16 protein-coding genes and 1 pseudogene are annotated in these 18,541 nt (G+C 54.0%); 2 read left to right on the forward strand and 15 right to left on the reverse strand.

Annotation, left to right across the window (positions count from 1 at the left end; translation table 11 throughout):
- From carA to AC0XWG_RS03740, 8 genes and pseudogenes are all read right to left on the reverse strand, one after another.
- Complete coding sequence (carA, locus tag AC0XWG_RS03705; RefSeq protein WP_028016644.1) at positions 1-1,149, reverse strand: glutamine-hydrolyzing carbamoyl-phosphate synthase small subunit; 1,149 nt, start codon at positions 1,147-1,149, stop codon at positions 1-3.
- A 454-nt stretch (positions 1,150-1,603) separates the two neighbouring features.
- Positions 1,604-2,425, reverse strand: coding sequence for a 4-hydroxy-tetrahydrodipicolinate reductase (gene dapB / locus AC0XWG_RS03710; RefSeq protein WP_475680382.1), 822 nt, complete (start codon positions 2,423-2,425; stop codon positions 1,604-1,606).
- 205 nt (positions 2,426-2,630) lie between these two features.
- The gene (gene ispH, locus AC0XWG_RS03715; RefSeq protein ID WP_128348231.1) at positions 2,631-3,581 is read right to left on the reverse strand and encodes a 4-hydroxy-3-methylbut-2-enyl diphosphate reductase; all 951 of its coding nucleotides are present in this window, start codon (positions 3,579-3,581) and stop codon (positions 2,631-2,633) included.
- 1 nt (position 3,582) lies between these two features.
- Complete coding sequence (gene fkpB / locus AC0XWG_RS03720; RefSeq protein WP_013095528.1) at positions 3,583-4,032, reverse strand: FKBP-type peptidyl-prolyl cis-trans isomerase; 450 nt, start codon at positions 4,030-4,032, stop codon at positions 3,583-3,585.
- A gap of 52 nt (positions 4,033-4,084) precedes the next feature.
- Positions 4,085-4,585, reverse strand: a complete 501-nt coding sequence (gene lspA, locus AC0XWG_RS03725) for a signal peptidase II (RefSeq protein ID WP_028016633.1) — start codon at positions 4,583-4,585, stop codon at positions 4,085-4,087.
- On the reverse strand, positions 4,585-7,401 hold the full coding sequence (gene ileS / locus AC0XWG_RS03730; RefSeq protein WP_475680383.1) for an isoleucine--tRNA ligase: 2,817 nt from the start codon (positions 7,399-7,401) through the stop codon (positions 4,585-4,587). The genes lspA and ileS overlap by 1 nt, the downstream gene beginning before the upstream one ends.
- Before the next feature lie 45 nt (positions 7,402-7,446).
- Positions 7,447-8,373, reverse strand: a complete 927-nt coding sequence (ribF, locus tag AC0XWG_RS03735; protein ID WP_028016631.1) for a bifunctional riboflavin kinase/FAD synthetase — start codon at positions 8,371-8,373, stop codon at positions 7,447-7,449.
- 7 nt (positions 8,374-8,380) lie between these two features.
- A pseudogene (locus AC0XWG_RS03740) lies at positions 8,381-8,599 on the reverse strand (DUF2575 domain-containing protein).
- A gap of 101 nt (positions 8,600-8,700) precedes the next feature.
- Here AC0XWG_RS03740 and rpsT point away from each other — a divergent pair.
- Complete coding sequence (gene rpsT / locus AC0XWG_RS03745; RefSeq protein WP_003856458.1) at positions 8,701-8,964, forward strand: 30S ribosomal protein S20; 264 nt, start codon at positions 8,701-8,703, stop codon at positions 8,962-8,964.
- Between the two features lie 57 nt (positions 8,965-9,021).
- Here the strand turns inward: rpsT and nhaR are convergent, their stop codons facing one another.
- From nhaR to dnaK, 4 genes are all read right to left on the reverse strand, one after another.
- Complete coding sequence (nhaR, locus tag AC0XWG_RS03750) at positions 9,022-9,921, reverse strand: transcriptional activator NhaR (RefSeq protein ID WP_029740864.1); 900 nt, start codon at positions 9,919-9,921, stop codon at positions 9,022-9,024.
- A 58-nt stretch (positions 9,922-9,979) separates the two neighbouring features.
- Positions 9,980-11,155, reverse strand: coding sequence for a Na+/H+ antiporter NhaA (nhaA, locus tag AC0XWG_RS03755; protein WP_028016629.1), 1,176 nt, complete (start codon positions 11,153-11,155; stop codon positions 9,980-9,982).
- 172 nt (positions 11,156-11,327) lie between these two features.
- Positions 11,328-12,473 (reverse strand): molecular chaperone DnaJ, encoded by a 1,146-nt coding sequence (dnaJ, locus tag AC0XWG_RS03760; protein WP_028016628.1) that lies wholly within the window; start codon positions 12,471-12,473, stop codon positions 11,328-11,330.
- Between the two features lie 87 nt (positions 12,474-12,560).
- On the reverse strand, positions 12,561-14,474 hold the full coding sequence (dnaK, locus tag AC0XWG_RS03765; RefSeq protein ID WP_108089544.1) for a molecular chaperone DnaK: 1,914 nt from the start codon (positions 14,472-14,474) through the stop codon (positions 12,561-12,563).
- 296 nt (positions 14,475-14,770) lie between these two features.
- On the opposite strand from dnaK, the gene satP reads away from it, so the two are divergent.
- Positions 14,771-15,337, forward strand: coding sequence for an acetate uptake transporter (gene satP, locus AC0XWG_RS03770; RefSeq protein WP_028016626.1), 567 nt, complete (start codon positions 14,771-14,773; stop codon positions 15,335-15,337).
- Here satP and AC0XWG_RS03775 read toward each other — a convergent pair.
- From AC0XWG_RS03775 to tal, 3 genes are all read right to left on the reverse strand, one after another.
- On the reverse strand, positions 15,314-16,636 hold the full coding sequence (locus AC0XWG_RS03775) for an MFS transporter (protein ID WP_028016625.1): 1,323 nt from the start codon (positions 16,634-16,636) through the stop codon (positions 15,314-15,316). The genes satP and AC0XWG_RS03775 overlap by 24 nt on opposite strands.
- Before the next feature lie 122 nt (positions 16,637-16,758).
- Positions 16,759-17,346, reverse strand: coding sequence for a molybdopterin adenylyltransferase (gene mog, locus AC0XWG_RS03780; RefSeq protein ID WP_128348227.1), 588 nt, complete (start codon positions 17,344-17,346; stop codon positions 16,759-16,761).
- A gap of 111 nt (positions 17,347-17,457) precedes the next feature.
- Positions 17,458-18,411: a transaldolase gene (tal, locus tag AC0XWG_RS03785; protein WP_028016623.1), complete on the reverse strand. Its 954-nt coding sequence runs from the start codon at positions 18,409-18,411 to the stop codon at positions 17,458-17,460.
- Positions 18,412-18,541: the final 130 nt, after the last annotated feature.

The raw sequence follows: 18,541 nt of genomic DNA on the forward strand, positions 1-18,541 counted from the left end.
TTATTTAGCGGTCTTACGGTATTGCTCGATAAGTTCGATGAAGTGATCGAACAGCGGTGCGGCATCGTGCGGGCCCGGGCTGGCTTCAGGGTGACCCTGGAAGCTGAACGCTGGCTTGTCGGTACGGTGGATACCCTGCAGGGTGCCATCGAACAGTGATTTATGCGTCACGCGCAGGTTAGCCGGCATTGAGGCTTCATCGACAGCAAAACCGTGGTTCTGCGCGGTGATCATCACCGTGTTGTTGTCGATATCTTTCACCGGGTGGTTACCACCGTGGTGACCGAATTTCATCTTAACGGTGTTCGCACCGCTCGCCAGCGCCAGCAGCTGATGGCCGAGACAGATGCCAAAGACCGGGATATCGGTTTCCAGGAAAGATTTAATGGCGTTGATAGCGTAATCGCACGGAGCCGGGTCACCCGGGCCGTTAGAGAGGAAGATACCGTCCGGGTTCATCTTCAGGACTTCTTCCGCAGAGGTTTGTGCAGGCACAACGGTCAGACGGCAACCGCGGTCAACCAGCATGCGCAGGATATTGCGCTTGGCACCGAAATCGTAGGCCACCACGTGGAATGGCAGCTCGCTCTCTTTTTTCGCTTCTGGCAGGTCGCCTTCCAGCGTCCAGCTGCCCTGCGTCCAGTTGTAGGCTTCAGCGGTAGTCACCTCTTTCGCCAGGTCCATGCCGTTCAGGCCCGGGAAGGCTTTCGCTTTTTCCAGCGCCAGGGCCGCATCCAGGTTATCACCTGCAATGATGCAGCCGTTTTGTGCACCTTTCTCGCGCAGCAGACGCGTTAACTTACGCGTATCAATATCGGCAATCGCCACAATGTTATGGCGCTTCAGGTAAGAAGAGAGGTCTTCGGTGTTGCGGAAGTTGCTGGCAATCAGCGGCAGGTCGCGAATGACCAGACCTTGCGCATGTACCTGAGAGGATTCTTCGTCAGCCGCATTGGTGCCGACATTGCCAATATGAGGATAAGTAAGAGTAACGATTTGGCGAGAATAGGAAGGATCAGTGAGGATTTCTTGATAACCGGTCATTGAAGTATTGAAAACGACTTCCCCAACCGCCGAACCTGTTGCCCCTATGGCCCGACCGATAAACTGGGTTCCGTCTTCCAGAACCAATAGCGCTGACTTAATCAAAACACCCTCCAGAGAATATTCACTCACTTTATTTGCATATTAATTCATAACCATGTCATGAATCAATGCAAATGTGTTGCCAGCGGATTTTTGGCAAACGGCGGCATTCTGGAGATTTGGTGGGTAAAAGTCAACTTAAAACGGATATTTTGTTTGTTCTTTTGCAAGCCTGACGTACCGAATGCTGCTTAACCGACAAAAAGATCAGGTAAATCACCACGGAAAACGCTTGCGCGACAAGTTTAATGAGAAATCTGGCTAGAGAGCAATAAAAAGTAGACCAGATGGTCAAAATTTACATTTCAGCAACGAAAAAATAGGATGATAAGCTTACTTTTGAAAGCAATATCGCAAATAAAGCTCGAAATGAGAAAAATAAAAGGGCAATAAATTATTGCCCTATGCAATCAAGTAATTACGACTGCAATAACCACATCACGATGGGTAATAAACCTTACAAATTGTTAAGATCCAGCACATCTCGCATATCAAAAAGACCATTTCCTTTGTCTTTTAACCACAAGGCAGAACGTACGGCACCGTTTGCAAATGTCATACGGCTGGAGGCTTTATGCGTAATTTCAACACGTTCGCCAATATCGGCGAACATCGCGGTATGTTCGCCGACGATGTCACCCGCCCGCACGGTTGCGAAGCCAATGGTGCCCGGCACGCGTTCGCCGGTGTAACCTTCGCGGGTATAGACCGCGCAGTTTTTTAAATCTTTATCAAGTGCATGAGCAATCGCTTCGCCCATTGCCAGCGCCGTACCTGATGGTGCATCAACTTTGTAACGGTGGTGCGCTTCAACAATCTCAATGTCGGTATAGTTACCCATCACCTTCGCCGCTTTCTCCAGCAGCTTGAGCATGACGTTTACGCCCACACTAAAGTTCGCAGCAAAGACAATCGCAATTTCTTTTGATGCGTCCTGAATAGCCTGCTTACCTGCGTCGTCAAAACCGGTAGTACCGATGACCATTCCTTTGCCGTGCTGGCGGCAAAACGCCAGATGCGTCAGCGTTCCTTCCGGGCGGGTAAAGTCGATGAATACATCGAAGTCATCTTTAACCGCATCAAGGCTACTCTGAACGGTAACGCCCGTCTTTCCTGCACCCGCCAGCTCACCTGCGTCGGCACCAAGAAGTGAGGAACCTTCACGCTCCAGGGCCGCACCCAGCGCCACGCCATCCATCTGTAGTGCCGCCTGAATCAGTTGGCGGCCCATACGTCCACCCGCGCCCGCAATCGCGACACGGATCTGTGCATCATGCATAGTTATTCTCTTACGTTAAAATGATGTAAACCGTTTTCAGATTAACCAGCCTTCACGGAGGCTGCCAACTGAAAACACCAATAATTAGAATTTAACGTGAAACCGACTTAAATATCAGTAAAAGACATGATTTTGTCGTCACGATAAAGTAACGGGTAAAAAAAAGGCCAGCACAGGAGGTGCTGGCCTTTCATAAGAAAAAGGACTATTCGACTTCGCGGGCGTCGATACGCAGTTCTTTAGGGACTTCGAAAACGATGTTCTCTTCACGTCCTTCCAGCGGTATCGCTTCGCCACCGCCCAACGCCTGCAGACGGGAAATGACGTTCTGTACCAGAATATCGGGCGCAGACGCCCCAGCCGTCACGCCGACACAGGCCGCGTGTTTAACCCACTCTTCCTGAATATCTGATGCATCATCAATCAGGAAAGCCATTTTCCCCATACGCTGCGCAAGCTCGGCCAGGCGGTTGGAGTTAGAGGAGTTCTTCGAGCCAACAACCAGCACCACATCCGCCTGTTCAGCCAGTGCACGCACCGCTTCCTGACGATTAGTGGTCGCGTAGCAGATGTCATCTTTACGCGGCCCGACGATTTTCGGGAAACGCTGACGCAGGGCGTCAATCACGTCAGAGGTATCGTCCACGGAGAGCGTCGTCTGGGTCATAAACGACAGACGGGCTTCGTTTTTCACATTCAGCGTCAGGACATCTTCCGGTGACTCAACCAGATACATGCCCCCTTCCGGGTTGCTGTACTGGCCCATGGTGCCTTCAACTTCCGGATGACCCGCGTGGCCAATCAGAATCGACTCTTCACCACGACGGCTGGCACGCGCCACTTCCATATGCACCTTTGTCACTAAAGGACAGGTGGCATCAAACACCGTCAAATCGCGGCTTTTCGCTTCGTTACGCACTGCCTGAGAAACGCCATGCGCGGAGAAAATCAGGATCGCACCATCCGGCACTTCGCTAATCTGCTCGATAAAGATGGCACCGCGCTCGCGCAGGCTGTCGACCACATAGCGGTTATGCACTACTTCGTGACGCACATAAATCGGCGCGCCGTAGATCTCCAGCGCGTTTTCAACAATGCTGATAGCGCGGTCTACACCGGCGCAGAAGCCGCGCGGGTTAGCCAACAGGATCTGCATTTCAGGCCTCCAGTACTGGGTCAATCTCCAGCACTTCAATATCAAAATGGACGGTGCGCCCGGCAAGTGGATGGTTGAAGTCAACGGTGATGGAGTCGCCGTTGATTTCGCGGATCACGCCAGGCATTTCGCTGCCATCCATAGCGGTAAAGAGCATAATCGCCCCGATTTCCGGCTCGCCCGCATCCATAAACTCGCGGCGCGAGAAATACTGGATCAGATCCGGGCTTGGCACGCCAAATGCGGCATCCGGCTCCAGTGAAAACGCCTTTTTCTCCCCCTCTTTCAAACCGAGAAGCTGTTGTTCAAGACCTTCAGACAGGGAGGTATCGCCAAGACGAAACAGGGCTGGTTTGCCGTTATTGCGGGTGGATTCAGCGGTAGAGCCATCATCCAGTTTCAGCGTGAAGTGAACGAGAACCGCGCTGTTGCTCTGTACGGATTTAGACATGCAAATTGCTCGCTTGTTTTGCCCGGTGGCACTACACCACCGGGCGAGTGTGTTACGCCTGCTCTTTCGCGGCCGAGTTAGGCAAGAAGCCTTCCAGCACGATTAACGCCGCACCGATGCAAATTGCGCTATCGGCGAGGTTAAAGGTCGCGAAGTGCCAGTCGCCGACGTAGAAGTCGATCATATCGACCACAAAGCCGTGCCACAGGCGGTCAAACAGGTTGCCCAGTGCGCCGCCAATGATCAGTGCGTAGGCAATGTTATTCAGCTTTTGCGTTGCCTTCGAACGGTACATCAGCACCGCCAGCACCACGCAGATACCGATCGCGATACCCGCAAAGAACCAGCGCTGCCAGCCACCGCTGTCAGCAAGGAAACTAAACGCCGCACCGTAGTTGCGTGCATAGTGCAGGTTAAGCGACGGGAACAGTGAAACCGTCTCCCCCAGAGCAAAATTCTGGAGGATCAGGAACTTGCTGCCCAGATCAATAATCAGCACCACCACAACCAGCCACAGCCAGCGCAGTCCTGTTGAACAGAGAGTTTTACTCATCAGGCAAACTTACGTTTTTCGCCGTCTCCGGCGACGTTGCTTACACAGCGTCCGCAGATATCTGCGTGTTCCGCCACCTTGCCGACATCAGTGGTGTAGTGCCAGCAGCGCGGGCATTTCTCACCTTCGGCTTTGCTCAGCGCGACTTTCAGTCCTTTGAGCAGCTCGCTCTGCTGAGCATCAGCAGAAGCGTCGGCATAATCTGCAACTTTCGCACCGGAGGTCAACAGGACAAATCGCAATTCATCGCCCAGCGCCGTCAGTTTTGCCGCCAGCTCAGGTTCTGCGTACAGAGTCACTGTCGCTTCCAGAGAGCCACCGACTTTCTTATCCGCACGTGCCTGCTCGATAACCTTGTTCACTTCGCCACGCACTTTCAGCAGCTCGTCCCAGAAGGCATCGTTCATCGCTTCGGTGCTGGAGAGATCGAACAGACCTTCGTACCACTCGCCGGTGAAGACATACTTCTCACGGTCGCCTGGCAGGTAGCCCCAGATTTCATCTGCGGTGAAGGACATGATCGGCGCCATCCAGCGCACCAGCGCTTCTGCGATGTGGAACAGCGCGGTCTGGCAGCTACGACGCGCCACGCTGTCCGCTTTCGCGGTGTACTGGCGGTCTTTGATGATGTCGAGGTAGAACGAGCCCATCTCGATGGAGCAGAAGCGCATCAGGCGCTGCACCACTTCGTGGAAGTCGTAAGACTCATAGGCTTTCAGGATATCTTCCTGTGCCGCTTTCGCACAGCCTACCGCCCAGCGATCCAGAACCACCATCTCTTCCGGTTTCACCATGTCTTTCACTGGATCAAAACCGTTCAGGTTCGCCAGCAGGAAGCGCGCGGTGTTACGGATACGACGATAGCTGTCAGCAGCACGTTTCAGGATCTCATCAGACACCGCCATTTCGCCGGTGTAGTCGGTCGAAGCCACCCACAGACGCAGAATGTCTGCGCCCAGCTTATTCATCACGTCCTGCGGAGAAACGGTGTTACCGATAGACTTGGACATCTTACGGCCCTGGCCATCCACGGTGAAACCGTGGGTCAGTACCTGGCGGTAAGGGGCTTTGCCTTTCATAGCGGTAGAGATCATCAGAGATGACATGAACCAGCCACGGTGTTGGTCAGAACCTTCCAGATACATGTCGGCAGCGTGACCGGCAAATTCCGGGCGTACGTCAACGACTGAGGAGTGGGTAGACCCGGAGTCGAACCACACGTCCAGGGTATCCGGCACTTTCTCGTAGTTGTCTGCGTCAGCGCCCAGGATGTCGCGGGAATCGAGATCCCACCACGCCTGAATGCCGTCAACTTCGACGCGCTTCGCCACTTCTTCCATCAGTTCCAGGGTGTTCGGGTGCAGTTCCTGCGTCTCTTTATGCACGAACAGAGACATTGGCACGCCCCAGGTACGCTGGCGGGAGATACACCAGTCAGGGCGGTTAGCGACCATGGATTCGATACGCGCCTGGCCCCAGTCCGGGATCCACTGCACGCCTTTGATCTCTTTCAGAGACTGCGCGCGCAGGCCTTTCTGATCCATGCTCACGAACCACTGTGGGGTCGCACGGAAGATGATCGGCGACTTGTGACGCCAGCAGCATGGGTAGCTGTGCTGCATTTTTTCAACGTGCAGCAGCGCGCCGCTGGTGCGCAGCATATCGACGATGATGTCGTTCGCCTTAAAGACGTTGATACCGTCCAGCGCCGGGTAGGTGCCAGGCAGGTATGAGCCGTCCGGACCAACCGGGTTGGCGATTTCCAGGCCGTATTTCAGGCTGATGTTGTAGTCGTCAGGACCGTGACCACCGGCGGTATGCACCGCACCGGTACCCGCGTCCAGCGTGACGTGGTCGCCCAGGATCGCCGGAACATCGAAGTCCAGGAACGGGTGTTTGAAGCGCATCAGCTCCAGCGCGTCGCCTTTCACGGTGCCCAGCACGGTATAGTCGGCGATATTCGCGCGTTTCAGCACGCTTTCAACCAGGTCTTTCGCCAGGATAACCGCCTGACCGTCAATCTGCACCAGTGCGTATTCGAACTCACCTGACAGGGAGATCGCGCGGTTTGCAGGCAGCGTCCACGGCGTGGTGGTCCAGATAACCAGAGAGACCGGACCGTTAACGGACGACACGCCAAATTTAGCTTTCACCGCATCCTGATCTACCGCGTGGAACGCCACGTCGATAGACGGAGAGGTTTTGTCGTAATACTCAACTTCCGCTTCTGCCAGCGCAGAACGGCAGTCCACGCACCAGTGCACCGGCTTCGCGCCTTTGTGCAGGTGGCCGTTACCGATGATTTTGCCCAGCGCACGGATGATGTTGGCTTCAGTTTTGAAGTCCATGGTCAGGTATGGGTGTGACCAGTCACCCAGCACGCCCAGACGGATAAAGTCAGCACGCTGACCGTCAACCTGAGTGGCTGCATATTCGCGGCATTTCGCGCGGAACTCTGCGGCGGTGAACTTCTCACCTGGCTTGCCAAACTCTTGCTCAACTTTCAGCTCGATTGGCAGACCGTGGCAGTCCCAGCCCGGAACGTAAGGCGAGTCATATCCCGCGAGTCCTTTGGACTTCACGATAATGTCTTTCAGAATCTTGTTTACAGAGTGACCAATATGAATGCTGCCATTCGCATATGGAGGGCCATCATGCAGAATGAAGGTTTTTTTGCCTTTTTTGGCTGCACGAATGATGCCGTACAGGTCATCATCAGTCCAACGCGCCAGCATTCCCGGTTCACGCTTGGCGAGATCGCCGCGCATCGGGAACCCTGTTTCCGGCAAATTCAGGGTTGATTTATAGTCACTCATCAGATTCTCGGTTCCGTATTTATCACGTAGGCATTTAAGCCGGGTTCAAAGCCCAAAAAACTCGCGGGCCGTCAATTCATCTCGCGCAATCTGCGCTTTTAGTTCATCCAGCGAAGCAAATCGCTGCTCGTTGCGTATTTTTTTACGCAGTATCACATCTATATGGCGACCATAAAGGTCCATTACAACATCCAGCAGGTGCACTTCTAACTGTTGACGCACACCCGCGACAGTTGGACGCGTGCCAATGTTAGCGACGCCGTAAAACGGCTTATCGCCCAGTCCAGCCACTTCCACCGCATAGACCCCTTTAACCGGGGAAACCTGACGACGCAGCGGTATATTCGCCGTCGGGAAACCAATAGTGCGGCCGAGCGCATCGCCATGAACGACGCGACCTGAGATGGTGAACGGATGTCCCAGCAGGGTTTCTGCCGTATCCAGTTCATCATCTGCCAGTGCCTGGCGTACCGCCGTGCTGCTGACGCGAATGCCACCTTCACAGAAGGTCATCGCGCTCGTGACGTCAAAACCGTACTCCAGACCAGCCTTCTGTAATAGCAAGAAATCGCCCTGACGACCAGCGCCAAAGCGGAAATCATCCCCCACAGCAAGAAACTGCACGCCAAGACGCTCAACCAGCAGGTCACTGACGAAACTTTGTGCTGTCAGTGCGGCAAAGCGACGATCGAAACGTACACACAATACGTAGTCCACACCGGACTCTGCCAGGTAGCGCAACTTCTCGCGCAGGCGAGTGAGACGGGCGGGAGATTTATCGCCCGCGAACAGCTCCAGCGGCTGCGGTTCGAAAATCATCACTACGACAGGTAGGCCACGGGCCTCCCCTTCTTTACGCAATCCCTGCAACAGCGCCTGATGACCACGATGCACGCCGTCGAAATTACCAATGGTCAGCACGCACCCGTGCGGTGCTCTGCTGAGATTATGTATGCCGCGTATCAGCTTCATGTCTGGCTCAAAACAGTGAAAATCGCCAAAGTATACCTTGTACGGCGGTTAAGGTTAACCGGCGATTGTTCGCGCAAAACAGAAAGCCGTAATGATTTCATCAGGCTGACCTTTCGCAGCGAAAAAATCTGCTCGTGAACTGCGATTTTTATACCGAAAGGCTGTATTCAGGGAACACAAGCTGGTAGAATCCTGCGCCATCACTACGTAACGTAGCGTCGCTAATTAACGGCGCTTATTTGCACAAATCCATTGACAAAAGAAGGCAAAGAGGGCATATTCCTCGGCCTTTGAATTGTCCACATAGATCATATTTGGGAGTTGGACTTGGCTAATATCAAATCAGCTAAGAAACGTGCCGTTCAGTCTGAAAAGGCTCGTAAGCACAACGCAAGCCGTCGCTCTATGATGCGTACTTTCATCAAGAAAGTATACGCAGCAATCGAAGCAGGCGACAAAGCTGCAGCGCAGAACGCATTTAACGAAATGCAACCAATCGTGGATCGTCAGGCTGCTAAAGGTCTGATCCACAAAAACAAAGCAGCGCGTCATAAAGCAAACCTGACCGCGCAGATCAACAAACTGGCTTAATCTCTACTTGTTGTTGCTTGTTTAAAGAACCCGCTTAACGCGGGTTTTTTTATGCCTTCAGATTGCCGGTGGCGTAAACAGCGCCGCGTAGTCGCGGTTACAGATTCGCTGTACCGCCGGGTGCTGAATCATCCTTTCAGCAAATATGGCATGATACTCCTCCATCACGTTATCCACTCTGCCTATCTCCGTAATCTTGTCGTCCGAATAGAGATCGTGCGCGTACAGCGTCGGCGCAACGAAGATCGCATTGTGGGCTTCGCCAAAGGCTTTCATCAGAGCCGCATCATCGAACTCACCGAGGATTTCTACCTTTAGCCCCTGCGAGTTAAACCAGTTCAGCAGCTTGCGCCCGAGCATTGAGCGCCTTCCCGGCACCAGCAGGCGGCGCTCTTCAAGGCACGCGGGGAACGGTTTTTCCGGCGGCGGGTTAATGCACCAGAAGCTGACGCCGCATTCGCCAATTTTCACTGAGAACAGCCCTTCCTGCTGGGTAGAGTCGATTGGGCAATCCGAGATAATCATGTCCAGCTTATGCTGGCTTAACTGCTCCAGCAGCATCTCGTGAGTAGATTCAAAGCAGCGCAGGTGGATTTGCTCATCTTCAACCACAGCCGCATCCAGCACGCCGCTCACCAGCCGTTTTGACAGCGCATCGGCCACACCGACATCAAAGAGCAGGTTAGACTCTTTGCGGTAGTTAACGATATCCAGCATCTCCTGGCTCAGGGTAAACATTTTGTCTGCGTAACGGAACACCAGCTCGCCCAGTTCGCTGGGCTCAATCCCACGGCCCTTACGCTTGAACAGCTTGCCCTGCAGTCGTTCTTCCAGCGCCTTGATTTGCCCGGTGATGGTTTGTGGTGTCAGGTAGAGCGCCTCTGCGGCCCCCACGACCGAGCCCTGCTTGTAGACGTGCCAGAAGTAGTAAAGATGGTTGTAATTCAAATGAGACATTGCGTTTTCGCTCCCTGATAGTGTGTCGGGAGAAGGCTCCCCTCCTCCCGGTTTTCCGTTATGCCTGGACGGCCTGTCCGGACAACTTCACCTTCAACAAGGTATAACCGATCACTGCGGCCAGCAATGACCCGATAAGAATGCCCAGTTTAGCCCAGACGATAAGCTCCGGCGCATGCGTACCAAATGCCAGCGTCGAGATAAAAATCGACATCGTAAACCCGATTCCGCACAGCACACCTACGGCCATTATCTGCTTAAACGTGGTGCCGTGTGGCAATGATGCCATCTTCAGCTTCAGCGCCAGCCAGCAGAAGAGGCTAATCCCCAGCGGCTTACCGATAAACAGCCCGGCAATAATGCCCAGAGGCAGCACGGACGTCAGCCCGTCAAGCGTCACACCGCCCAGGGAAACACCCGCGTTGGCAAATGCGAACAGTGGCAGGATCATAAAGGCTACCCACGGGTGCAGCACATGTTCCAGCTGTTTGGCTGGCGACTTGCCGTCCTGCGGCTTAAGCGGCACGAAGAAGCCGACGATCACACCTGCCAGCGTGGCGTGCACGCCCGATTTCAGCACTGCCGTCCACAGCACCATCCCCACGAGGATGTAGATGCCGATGCGACGCACATTGAAAATGTTCAGCAGCGCCAGCACTGCAATTGCCCCAGCCGCCACGCTCAGCGACAGGATCGACAGCTCGCTGGTATAGAACAGCGCGATAATCACAATAGCGCCCAAATCATCAATAATTGCCAGCGCCATCAGGAAGATCTTCAGTGCCACCGGCACACGACTTCCCAACAAGGCCAGCACCCCGAGCGCAAACGCGATATCCGTTGCCGCCGGGATCGCCCAGCCATGACGCGCAAGGGGGTCCTGCCAGGTAAATGCCAGGAAGAGCAACGCCGGAACCACCATCCCACCGATGGCGGCAATTACCGGAAACGCTGCACGCTGGCGGCTGGCAAGTGAACCCAGCACCAGCTCGCGTTTAACTTCAAGCCCCACCAGGAGGAAGAACACAGCCATCAGTGCATCGTTGATCCACAGCAACATGTTCTTGTTAATTTCCAGCGCCCCGACCTTCAGCTCGACGGGCGTTTCCAGAAATGCGTGGTATAGATCGCGGGTAACCCCCAGGTTAGCCAGCACCATCGCAGCCGCAGCGGCAATAATCAGGATCACGCCACCGGACGCTTCACTGCTAAAGAAACGGTGTAGTAATTTCACTTTAACTCTCTCTTTTACAACAATACCTCGATAAAACCATAATACCAAGCCACATAGCTCGGCAAAAACAGATTAATATTGAGTATAGATTCAGTTTTACCGAACTATCCTTACAAAAAGAAAAAGCCCGGAATTGCTTCCAGGCTTTTGCAGATGAAGGCCAGCTAACGAATTAGCGGGTCAAATCATCGAAGAATTTTTTGACGCCATCGAAGAAGCTTTTGGAACGCGGGCTGTTCTTCTCACCCGTCGGGCCGCCAAAGCTCTCCTGAAGCTCTTTCAGCAATTGTTTCTGCTTGTCGTTCAGGCCAACCGGCGTTTCCACGACGACGCGGCACAGCAGGTCGCCCTGAGCACCGCCACGAACGGATTTAACGCCTTTCCCGCGCATGCGGAACAGCTTACCGGTCTGGGTTTCACCTGGGATCTTCAGATTGACGCGACCATCCAGCGTCGGGACTTCGATTTCACCACCGAGTGCCGCCATCGCGAAGTTGATCGGCACTTCACAATACAGGTTGTTACCTTCACGCTCGAAGATGGCGTGCTGTTTAACCTGCACCTGAACATACAGATCGCCTGCCGGTGCGCCGTGTTCCCCAGCTTCACCTTCACCCGCCAGACGGATGCGGTCGCCCGTATCGACGCCAGCCGGAATTTTAACGGACAGGGTCTTGGTTTTCTCAACGCGACCGTGGCCGTGGCATTTGGTGCACGGATCTTTAATCAGCGTACCGCGACCGTGACAGTGAGGACAGGCCTGCTGTACCGCGAAGAAGCCCTGTCGCATCTGTACCTGGCCTGAACCGTGACAGGTTGGACAGGTCTGCGGTTGGGTCCCCGCTTTTGCACCACTGCCGTGGCAAACGTCACATTCTTCCAGCGTCGGGATACGGATCTCTTTGGTGACACCGCGAACGGCCTCTTCCAGCGTCAGTTCCATGTTGTAGCGCAGGTCCGCGCCGCGCGTTGCGCGCTGACGACCACGGCCACCGCCGAAGATGTCGCCGAATACATCACCAAAGATATCGCTGAAGTCAGCACCGCCGCCAAAGCCGCCGCCACCGAATCCACCGCCGCCCATGCCGCCCTGTTCAAAGGCTGCGTGACCATACTGGTCATAGGCTGCACGTTTTTGTGCATCGGTCAGGACTTCGTAGGCTTCTTTGATCTCTTTAAATTTGGCTTCAGCCTCTTTGTCACCCTGGTTACGGTCCGGGTGGAATTTCATGGCCAGGCGCTTATACGCCTTTTTGATTTCACGCTCTTCCGCAGTTTTCGGAACGCCTAAAATCTCGTAATAGTCTTGCTTTGCCATTGTTTTTTTTAAGCCCCTTAACATGCGAGCACGGGCGTGGAGAGTTCTCCTACGCCCGTGCCGATTAATTACCCTGCATCAGGGCGATTATTTTTTGTCTTTAACTTCTTCGAACTCAGCGTCAACAACATCGTCGTCTTTCGCGTTGTTCTGGGAAGCGTCAGCGCCTGCCTGCTGTTGAGCGTGCTGCTGCTGAGCGATTTCCATCAGCTTCTGGGAAGCCTGTGCAAGTTCCTGCATCTTCGCTTCGATGTCCGCTTTATCTTCACCTTTCAGTGAAGTTTCCAGCGCACTCAGTGCAGCCTCGATAGCAGTTTTGTCTTCCGCTGGCAGTTTATCGCCTGCTTCTTCAACCTGCTTACGGGTGCTGTGCAGCAGATGGTCACCCTGGTTACGGGTCTGAACCAGCTCTTCGAACTTACGGTCGGACTCAGCGTTAGCTTCTGCATCGCGAACCATTTTCTCGATTTCAGCTTCGTTCAGGCCAGAAGATGCCTTGATGGTGATCTTCTGCTCTTTACCGCTGTTTTTGTCTTTCGCAGACACGTGCAGGATACCGTCAGCATCGATGTCGAAGGTGACTTCGATCTGTGGCATGCCGCGCGGTGCCGGGTTAATACCGTCCAGGTTGAACTGACCCAGAGATTTGTTATCCGCCGCACGTTTACGCTCACCCTGAATCACATGGATGGTTACCGCAGACTGGTTGTCTTCAGCGGTAGAGAACACCTGGCTGTGTTTCGTCGGGATGGTGGTGTTTTTGTTGATGAGCGCAGTCATCACACCACCCATGGTTTCGATACCCAGAGACAGCGGGGTAACGTCCAGCAGCAGTACGTCTTTCACTTCACCAGTCAGTACACCACCCTGAACCGCTGCACCGATAGCAACAGCTTCGTCCGGGTTCACGTCTTTACGTGGCTCTTTACCAAAGAACTCAGCCACTTTCTTCTGAACCATTGGCATACGTGTCTGACCACCCACCAGGATAACGTCCTGGATATCAGATACAGACAGGCCAGCGTCCTGCAGAGCAACTTTCAGTGGCTCAATGGAACGGTTCACCAGGTCTTCTACCAGGCTTTCCAGTTTCGCACGGGTCACTTTGATGTTCATGTGTTTAGGACCGGTCGCGTCTGCAGTGATGTACGGCAGGTTCACGTCGGTCTGCTGAGCGGAAGACAGTTCAATCTTCGCTTTCTCAGCGGCTTCTTTCAGGCGCTGCATGGCCAGCGGGTCGTTACGCAGGTCAATGCCCTGATCTTTCTTGAACTCGTCAACGAGGTAGTTGATCAGACGGGTATCGAAGTCTTCACCACCCAGGTGGGTATCACCGTTGGTTGCCAGAACTTCGAAGGTTTTTTCGCCGTCAACTTCGTCGATTTCGATAATAGAGATATCGAAGGTACCACCACCCAGGTCGTAAACCGCGATAGTGCGGTTGCCAACTTCTTTATCCAGACCGTAAGCCAGTGCAGCCGCGGTTGGTTCGTTGATGATACGTTTTACTTCCAGACCTGCGATACGGCCAGCATCTTTGGTTGCCTGACGCTGAGCATCGTTGAAGTATGCAGGAACGGTGATAACAGCTTCAGTTACCGGCTCACCCAGGTAATCTTCGGCGGTTTTCTTCATTTTTTTCAGCACTTCAGCAGAGATCTGCGGCGGTGCAGTTTTGGTGCCTTTCACATCAAGCCATGCATCGCCGTTATCTGCTGCGATGATTTTGTAAGGCATGATAGAAACGTCACGCTGAACTTCTTCGTCCTGGAAGCGGCGACCGATCAGGCGTTTAATCGCAAACAGGGTGTTTTGCGGGTTTGTCACTGCCTGACGTTTAGCCGGCTGACCAACCAGAGTTTCACCATCCTGGGTATAAGCAATGATAGAAGGCGTGGTGCGATCGCCCTCGGCGTTCTCCAGCACGCGTGCAGTAGTGCCATCCATAATCGCTACACAAGAGTTGGTAGTACCCAGGTCGATACCAATAATTTTACCCATCTAAACGTCTCCACTAAAAATTCAGTCAACATGTGGTTGTGTACCTGTAATAAGGGCAGAACGTGCTTTTTCAACTGCCCAGATTTGATTTTTTTCAGGTCCACACACTGCGGTTGACTACAAGATGGGGTCGCCACAGCATCCATCAAGGGGGAAGGATAAAAAAAATTTTAATTTCACCCTGATGAGATCATAGACGCCATCGATTGCGCCCATTATGATGCCGCGCCCCGTCAGGGAGTATTGACGCGGGATTCACCATTTCACCATATTAATGATGATTTTTTTGAGGACTTATGGGCAACACTAAGTTGGCTAATCCGGCTCCGCTGGGCCTGATGGGTTTTGGCATGACCACTATCCTGCTGAACCTGCACAATATCGGGATGTTCCCGATGGATGGCATCATCCTGGCGATGGGCATTTTTTACGGTGGCATCGCGCAAATTTTCGCGGGCCTGCTGGAATATAAGAAAGGTAATACCTTCGGCTTAACCGCCTTCACCTCTTACGGCTCGTTCTGGCTGACCCTGGTTGCCATTCTGCTGATGCCTAAAATGGGTCTGGCAGATGCGGCAAACGCCCACTTCCTGGGCGTTTACCTGGGTCTGTGGGGTGTCTTCACCCTGTTCATGTTCTTCGGCACCCTGAAAGGTAACCGCGCGCTGCAGTTCGTCTTCCTGAGCCTGACCGTACTGTTCGCTCTGCTGGCGATCGGTCACCTGGTGGATAACGAAGGCATCGTTCACGTTGCCGGCTGGATTGGTCTGGTATGTGGCGCGAGCGCTATCTACCTGGCAATGGGCGAAGTGCTGAACGAGCAGTTTGACCGCACCATTCTACCGATTGGTGAAAAACACTGATCCCTCTGTCGTGCCTGCCTCGCGGGCACGACACTCCCACCCTTTGCGAAGCCAGACCCCTAACACCAGCCCCATCAGCGAGAGCGCGAGAACGTACCAGGCTGGAGCCATCGGCGATATCCCCATCAGCATGGTGACGGCAATCGGTGTCAGACCACCAAAAATGGCATACGACACGTTGTAAGAGAAAGAGATACCGGTGAAACGAACCTCTGGCGGGAACGCACGCACCATCACATACGGCACCGCCCCCACAACACCGACGCACAGCCCGACTACGCCGTACAGCAGGAACAGTTGCTCCGGGTGGCTGCCCGCCAGATGGTAGAACGCCCAGCTTGATGCTGCCAGCAGCAGACTGCCGACGATAAAGGTCCGGCTCGCGCCAAAACGATCAACAGCAAGGCCAGCCGCCAGACAGCCAAAACAGAGCATAATGGTCGCAATACTGTTTGCCTGCAGGGTGACTGCTGGGGCGAAACCGTACTGTTTTTGCAGCCAGACCGGCGACATCAGGATCACGACGACGATACCCGCCGACAGCAGCCAGGTCAGCAGCATCGACACCACCACCGCACTTCTGTGACGGACCACCACCGCCTTCACCGGTAACTCCTGCGCCAGTGCCTTGCGCTGCTGCATCTCAAGGAAGATCGGCGTCTCCTGTAGCCAGCGGCGCAAGTACATCGCCACCAGACCAAAGGCCCCGCCCAGCAGGAACGGAAGACGCCAGCCCCAGTCGTGCACGGCCTGTTGCGTCATATGGGTATTCACGAGAGTTGCAACGACCGAGCCCAGCAGAATGCCGATGGTCAGGCCCGCCGTTAAGGTTCCACAGGCGATACCAATGCGACGCGCCGGAACATGCTCCGCCACAAACACCCACGCGCCAGGTACTTCACCGCCAATTGCGGCCCCCTGAAGAACGCGCATAAGCAACAGCAATAGCGGGGCAACAAGGCCCATTGAGGCATAGGTAGGCAGCAGGCCTATGGCAAGCGTAGGTACAGCCATCAGCAAAATACTGAGGGTAAACATCTTCTTACGCCCAACCAGATCGCCAAAGTGCGCCATAACAATGCCACCCAACGGACGAGCCAGATACCCTGCGGCAAAAATGCCGAAGGTTTGTACCTGGCGCAGCCATTCCGGGATATCTGCCGGGAAGAAGAGCTCCCCCACCACGGCGGCGAAGAAGACGAAGATGATGAAGTCGTAAAACTCCAGCGCGCCTCCCAGAGCAGCGAGCGTGAGGGTTTTGTAGTCCTGTCGATTCAGAGGTCGGGTGTTATGTGACATAGCGAACCATTATGCGTGTGTTGTGGATTTATTTTTACAGCAAACGTAAAGAAAAAATTACTATACCGTAAAACCTTTACCACGCCATCGCCGCTTCAGCTAATGTCACATAATCATTATTTTCAGGATATTGTCTCGCGGCGCGCGCTTTTAGGCCGAAAAGCTGCTACGACTTTCTCATCGGTTTCCACATACGGACCGTCCAGCAGCTGTATACAATACGGTACACTTGCAAAGATCCCGTGTACGATCACGCTGCCATCGTCGGATTTAAGCCCTTCCAGCGTCTCTTTGATCGACTTCGGCTGGCCCGGCAGGTTCAGGATCAACGCCTGTTTGCGGATCACGCCCACCTGGCGAGAGAGGATGGCGGTTGGAACAAAGTGTAGGCTGATCTGGCGCATTTGCTCACCGAAGCCCGGCATTTCACGGTCGGCGACTGCCAGCGTCGCATCTGGCGTGACATCGCGACGTGCAGGCCCGGTTCCACCCGTGGTCAACACCAGATGGCAGCTCATCTCATCCACCAGCTCGCACAGCGTCTGCTCAATGATCGGCTGTTCGTCTGGGATCAGGCGGGTCTGGATTTCAAAAGGGGTAGTCAGCGCGCTGCCCAGCCACTCTTCCAGAGCCGGGATGCCTTTATCCTGGTAAACACCGCTGGAGGCGCGGTCAGAAATCGACACTAAGCCGATGCGTAAGGTATTCATAGCCATTCCATCTAAAAAGTACTGATTAAAGGGAATGATACACGCAGAGAGGAAATTCAGACAGGGTACGAAAGAAGTCGCGTGACCGGGAACCCGGTCACGCAGAAATGATTACAGCAGGTCGCCGATCATTTTTTCCAGTTTGCCCTGGTCAACAGCAAACTTACGGATACCGTCCGCCAGTTTGTCTACTGCCATTGGATCCTGGTTGTGCTGCCACAGGAACTCGGATTCAGTGATGCGTTCTGGGCGCGCTTTCACTTCACCGGTGTAAGACAGCTTACGCTCGATCGCGCCTTCGCTTTCTGCCAGCTCTTTCAGCAGTGCAGGGGCGATGGTCAGGCGGTCACAGCCAGCCAGCTCGATGATTTCACCGACGTTACGGAAGCTTGCGCCCATAACAACAGTCTCATAACCGTGCTGTTTGTAGTATTCGTAGATTTCAGTAACGGAAACCACGCCTGGATCTTCAGCAGGTGCGTACTCTTTCTTATCGGTGTTGGCTTTGTACCAGTCCAGAATACGGCCTACGAACGGAGAAATCAGGTAGACACCGGCTTCTGCACATGCACGCGCCTGCGCGAAGGAGAACAGCAGAGTCAGGTTACAGTTGATGCCGTCTTTTTCCAGCTGCTCAGCCGCGCGAATGCCCTGCCAGGTAGAGGCCAGTTTGATCAGGATGCGGTCGTTGCTGATACCCGCATCGTTGTACATTTTGATCAGGCGTTTTGCTTTGGCGATTGACGCTTCGGTGTCGTAGGAGAGGCGTGCATCCACTTCGGTAGAGATGCGGCCAGGAACCAGTTTCAGGATTTCCAGACCGATGTTCACTGCCAGTTTGTCAGTGGCATCAACGATCTGCTGCGCGCGGTCATTGCTCTGCGCTTTCGCCCAGGTCACAGCGTCGTCAATCAGTTTGCGATACTCAGGGATCTGTGCAGCGTTCAGGATCAGAGAAGGGTTAGTTGTGGCATCCTGCGGCTGGTACAACTTCATTGCCGCGATATCTCCGGTGTCAGCTACGACAGTGGTGAACTGACGAAGGGAGGTCAATTTATCCGTCATGATAGTGTTTCTCTTTTAACGTGCCCTGGATAATTCACGCTACCGACAGCATGCCTGCAGCGGAAAAATGACAGGTTTACTTGTTAGGGGGATGTAACCGGTCTGCCCAGATGATAACACGAGTGAGAGG

Source organism: Enterobacter sp. DVT3837, assembly GCF_056238685.1.

What these genes read in the sequence shown, in the direction of transcription:
- dapB (WP_475680382.1), bottom strand. Translation starts at nt 2,425, where the DNA reads ATGCATGATGCACAGATCCGTGTCGCGATTGCGGGCGCGGGTGGACGT.
- ispH (WP_128348231.1), bottom strand. Translation starts at nt 3,581, where the DNA reads ATGCAGATCCTGTTGGCTAACCCGCGCGGCTTCTGCGCCGGTGTAGAC.
- fkpB (WP_013095528.1), bottom strand. Translation starts at nt 4,032, where the DNA reads ATGTCTAAATCCGTACAGAGCAACAGCGCGGTTCTCGTTCACTTCACG.
- lspA (WP_028016633.1), bottom strand. Translation starts at nt 4,585, where the DNA reads ATGAGTAAAACTCTCTGTTCAACAGGACTGCGCTGGCTGTGGCTGGTT.
- ileS (WP_475680383.1), bottom strand. Translation starts at nt 7,401, where the DNA reads ATGAGTGACTATAAATCAACCCTGAATTTGCCGGAAACAGGGTTCCCG.
- ribF (WP_028016631.1), bottom strand. Translation starts at nt 8,373, where the DNA reads ATGAAGCTGATACGCGGCATACATAATCTCAGCAGAGCACCGCACGGG.
- nhaR (WP_029740864.1), bottom strand. Translation starts at nt 9,921, where the DNA reads ATGTCTCATTTGAATTACAACCATCTTTACTACTTCTGGCACGTCTAC.
- dnaJ (WP_028016628.1), bottom strand. Translation starts at nt 12,473, where the DNA reads ATGGCAAAGCAAGACTATTACGAGATTTTAGGCGTTCCGAAAACTGCG.
- dnaK (WP_108089544.1), bottom strand. Translation starts at nt 14,474, where the DNA reads ATGGGTAAAATTATTGGTATCGACCTGGGTACTACCAACTCTTGTGTA.
- satP (WP_028016626.1), top strand. Translation starts at nt 14,771, where the DNA reads ATGGGCAACACTAAGTTGGCTAATCCGGCTCCGCTGGGCCTGATGGGT.
- AC0XWG_RS03775 (WP_028016625.1), bottom strand. Translation starts at nt 16,636, where the DNA reads ATGTCACATAACACCCGACCTCTGAATCGACAGGACTACAAAACCCTC.
- mog (WP_128348227.1), bottom strand. Translation starts at nt 17,346, where the DNA reads ATGAATACCTTACGCATCGGCTTAGTGTCGATTTCTGACCGCGCCTCC.
- tal (WP_028016623.1), bottom strand. Translation starts at nt 18,411, where the DNA reads ATGACGGATAAATTGACCTCCCTTCGTCAGTTCACCACTGTCGTAGCT.